The organism is Bacillota bacterium (assembly GCA_013314855.1).
Classification (GTDB): Bacteria; Bacillota; Clostridia; order Acetivibrionales; family DUMC01; genus Ch48.
This window is the reverse complement of the sequence record JABUEW010000218.1, coordinates 1-3,658: the sequence shown is the minus strand read 5'-3', so window position 1 is coordinate 3,658 and position 3,658 is coordinate 1. Positions and strand designations below refer to the sequence as shown.

Annotated in this window: 8 protein-coding genes; 7 read left to right on the top strand and 1 reads right to left on the bottom strand. The window is 37.8% G+C overall.

Annotated elements, in window-relative coordinates:
- Positions 1 to 18: 18 nt before the first annotated feature.
- The 6 genes from HPY74_20310 to HPY74_20285 all read left to right on the top strand — a co-directional run bounded on the left by HPY74_20310 (position 19) and on the right by HPY74_20285 (position 2,732).
- Entirely contained in the window at positions 19 to 165 is a 147-nt protein-coding gene (locus HPY74_20310) for a hypothetical protein (protein NSW92951.1), read from the top strand.
- 215 nt (positions 166 to 380) lie between these two features.
- Positions 381 to 872 carry a hypothetical protein gene (locus HPY74_20305; protein NSW92950.1) on the top strand — a complete coding sequence of 164 codons (492 nt, stop codon included), beginning with the start codon at positions 381 to 383 and terminating at the stop codon, positions 870 to 872.
- Positions 873 to 876: 4 nt separating this feature from the next.
- Positions 877 to 1,185, top strand: a complete 309-nt coding sequence (locus HPY74_20300; protein NSW92949.1) for a hypothetical protein — start codon at positions 877 to 879, stop codon at positions 1,183 to 1,185.
- A 276-nt stretch (positions 1,186 to 1,461) separates the two neighbouring features.
- Entirely contained in the window at positions 1,462 to 2,034 is a 573-nt protein-coding gene (locus HPY74_20295; GenBank protein ID NSW92948.1) for a hypothetical protein, read from the top strand.
- A gap of 75 nt (positions 2,035 to 2,109) precedes the next feature.
- On the top strand, positions 2,110 to 2,391 hold the full coding sequence (locus HPY74_20290; GenBank protein NSW92947.1) for a hypothetical protein: 282 nt from the start codon (positions 2,110 to 2,112) through the stop codon (positions 2,389 to 2,391).
- Positions 2,388 to 2,732 carry a type II toxin-antitoxin system PemK/MazF family toxin gene (locus tag HPY74_20285; protein ID NSW92946.1) on the top strand — a complete coding sequence of 115 codons (345 nt, stop codon included), beginning with the start codon at positions 2,388 to 2,390 and terminating at the stop codon, positions 2,730 to 2,732. The genes HPY74_20290 and HPY74_20285 overlap by 4 nt, the downstream gene beginning before the upstream one ends.
- Before the next feature lie 76 nt (positions 2,733 to 2,808).
- Here the strand turns inward: HPY74_20285 and HPY74_20280 are convergent, their stop codons facing one another.
- Positions 2,809 to 3,372 (bottom strand): alpha/beta hydrolase, encoded by a 564-nt coding sequence (locus tag HPY74_20280; protein NSW92945.1) that lies wholly within the window; start codon positions 3,370 to 3,372, stop codon positions 2,809 to 2,811.
- A 154-nt stretch (positions 3,373 to 3,526) separates the two neighbouring features.
- Between HPY74_20280 and HPY74_20275 the strand changes: the two genes are divergently transcribed.
- The coding region (locus HPY74_20275) for a transposase (protein ID NSW92944.1) at positions 3,527 to 3,658 on the top strand (132 nt) is incomplete at its 3' end.

The following is a 3,658-nucleotide window of genomic DNA, read 5'->3' as shown; positions in this document are numbered from 1 at the left end:
TCAGAGAGCTTTAAGGATATGGATTACTGGCAGAGAATTGATGTGTTATCAGATGCTATTTCCGAAGTGTTTCAGCCTATTGAAGCAATAGGCATGACTCAGGAAGAATTTGATAACCGTGCATACATGGCAGCAGACTATGTTAAAAGTGGTGTCGTGGTGTAGTTTAAATACACCATTGAGATACAGCTGATAGCCTTATTCTCAATAAGATGAGGTCATAGGCGTACACCAACCGTACACCAACGCGGTCATAATTGAGCATAATTCGATATAACATAAGTTATGTCGAGTAAGCCTAAAATTCAGTATTTAAGTACTCTTTAGCACTTGATATAATTAGGCATCATACCCAGAATAGACATGGTAAGGATGAAAACATGAGGCTTTTAAATCTTGGAAGGATAAGAGTGCATATATCCCCAAACCCATTTAGAGAGGGATTCACTTTCAAGCAGGTTTTGAAACTGGAAGATGGAGCAATATATATTTCTGCGGGAAAACCTGAAATAAGAATAAAAATCTGGGTAGATGCAAACAATCCGGTAGTAAGGCTTGAAGCAGAAAGCGAGGAGACATTTAATTTAAAGGTTATTCTGGAAGTATGGCGCAACAGAGAAAGAGTACTTCGGGGTTATGAGCTGGAGCATGGCGCATATGGACTTGGTGGAAGCCCTGAACCAATAATTGAATACCCTGATACCATACAGGATGGGGAGAAAAACAGGATAATATGGTACCATAGAAATAAGAGTTCAATATGGTCTGATACTTTAAAACTTCAAGGGCTAGAAAGCTTAATAGAGGAACTTGATGATCCGCTTTTGAATAGAACCTTTGGAGGTATTATAAAATGTAACGGTAAAATGTAACGGTTTGGAGAACATAAACCCCTATACGCTTAAATCTCTCACATCGGAAAAACAATACTGCCTATCAATTTATCCTTTTACATCACAAAAAATGTCTTCTGGAAAAATGTCTTCTGGTGAATGGCTGGAATGTCTTGAGAAAGTCATTGACAAAGTAGAATCCATTAACCTAATAAAAGCATGGGAGGTACACAAAAATTGGTGGTCAAATTTCTGGGAAAGAAGTTACATATTCATAAATGATGGCATCAATACAGAAGAAATAACCAGGGGATACATACTACAGCGTTTCATGAATGCTTGTGGAGGGTGAGGAAGCTATCCTATAAAGTTTAATGGTTCTATTTTCACTATGGACACTTTTGAGGAAAATACAGGCGAAACGTATAATGCAGATTATCGGAGATGGGGCGGACCATACTGGTTTCAGAATACACGCTTGATATATTGGCCTATGCTGGCCTCAGGAGATTATGAGTTTATGAAACCTTTATTCAAGATGTACATGGATGTCCTGACTCTAGCTAAAAAAAAGGACAAAAATATATTATGAACATGATGGCGCCTTTTTCCCTGAGACTCTTACCTTTTGGGGTACGTATATTCAGGGGGCGAAGATGGCAAAATCATTTTTAAGCCTGCATCATCCCTTGAGACATGGCATTATGTTGTAAACCCTTTGCCTGAAATTGCAGGGCTTAGGTATATTTTAGACAAACTATTGGATCTTCCGGAGGAATTGTTAAGCAATGAACAGGTGGAAAATTGGAGAAAACTCTTTTCAGAATTACCGTCAATACCAGTAAAGAAAACTGATGGAAAGAAGATATTGGCTAGTGCACAGGAACTGATTGATAAAAAATCTATGAATATTGAAAATCCTGAGTTGTATGCAGTTTTTCCATACCGACTTTATGGAGCAGGAAAACCTGAGTTGGAGGTTGCAATTGATACCTATAGGTCCAGGTTGATTAAGAGAACAGGAGTATGGCATCAGGAAGCCATACAGGCAGCTCTTCTTGGATTAAGTGATGAAGCTGCAAAAAATGTTATTACAAATTACTCTTCTTACTGTAAGGAATATCAAAAAAGGGTGATTCAGATATGGCTTACAGTACCAAAGAGAGTGACTGCTAACAATGAAGCGGAACTCAAATTCTAACCTCAGAAATATATTGCATATTATTATTAAATAATTTACAATAATATTATACAATATATTATTAGAGGTGATAGTGTGAGTAAAAAAACTGAAAATACTAGAAATGTCACGTTTACCCTGCCTGTATATCTAATAGAAAAGTATCGGAAGTATGCAGAAGAAAAATATATAAATTCAATAAGTGCAGGTGTAAGAGAAGCACTTGTAGAGTATTCTAGCAAAATTGAAAAGGAAATACTTCATAAGAAGATGAAGGAAGCGGCAAGGGATCCTTTATTTATGAAAGACCTTGAAGAAAGTATGAATGATTTTGAAGCCGTAGACAATGAGCCGGACAAAGGAGATGATAAGTGGTGAATTACCAGTGGAATATATTTTGGGCCGATTTAAATCCAGCTAAAGGTTCTGAGCAGTCCGGCAAGCGGCCAGTATTAGTCATTTCATCCGAGGCAGTAAACTCTGCACTGCCTGTTGTAACAGTACTTTCTCTTACATCTGCAAAACCCGGAAGACAGGTTTATCCAACAGAAGTGTATTTGCCCCAGGAATCAACAGGACTATCAAAAGACTCGATAGCTATGGCTCATCAAATAAGGTCAATTTCCATTCAGAGACTTGGGGAGCAGTGTGGAACTGTAGATGATAAGGAATTAAGGGATAAGGTAAAAGGAGCGATAAGATTATATCTTGATTTATAGATTCTTGTACAAATGGACTGTCCCTGGAAAAGTAGACAGACTGAAAGGCTTTTTTTCTAACGATATCTCAGTATATCTAAAGTAGGTAATATTGAAAACGGTCTTTTGAACCTTCCGATACGGCATGGTTGCCAACACATGATAAAGCTTGTTCTTCGCTTACGATAGGCATTGTGCAGTAAAAACTGCTAGGTTCTGAATACCATTTACCTGTTATGTCGCCATACCCATAAAACGAGACTATCGCATCGGGTTTAATGGCATCAAAAGTGCCTGACAGCAGAGCAAGGTACCCACCTGCAGAATGCCCAATTACAGCAAGCTTGTCTGTGCATACACCATAAATCGAGCAAAGATCTGTTTTTACCCAGGATAGTGCATCTTTTATATCCTGTACTATTTCAGGGAGTCTTGTTTCAGGTGCAAGCCGGTAGTCTATGCTGACAACTGAAAAACCGGCTTCAAGGTATAAGGATAATTGGGTCTGGTTGATACTTTTCCTGCTTCCCCAGATGAGAGCTCCTCCATGGATGTATACAATCACAGGAGAGTACCTTTCAGGATTAATATATGCATCCAGATAAATTGGACAAATTCCTGTCGTTTTATATATGTGTGTTCCGGTTATTGTGTTATTCATAAAAAACACCCCACTTTATTTGCTTGCAGCATAACCATTTTATCAGACATTATGCTAATATACAAACATTTGAACAAAAATATGGATACAAGTTTGATTAAATGTTAAAATATGAATAAGGTTAAAGTGTTTTAAAACTTAAGGGGGTATTGTTTTGGCTAGTGGGGAACTGCATAACAAATTGAAGGAACTTACGCTGCTTATGCTCTACCTGACATCCTGGGAAGAAAATGAGTTTGGAATTAAGTATCGCAGAAGCTGGAAGGGTTATGATTTTGGTATTTTG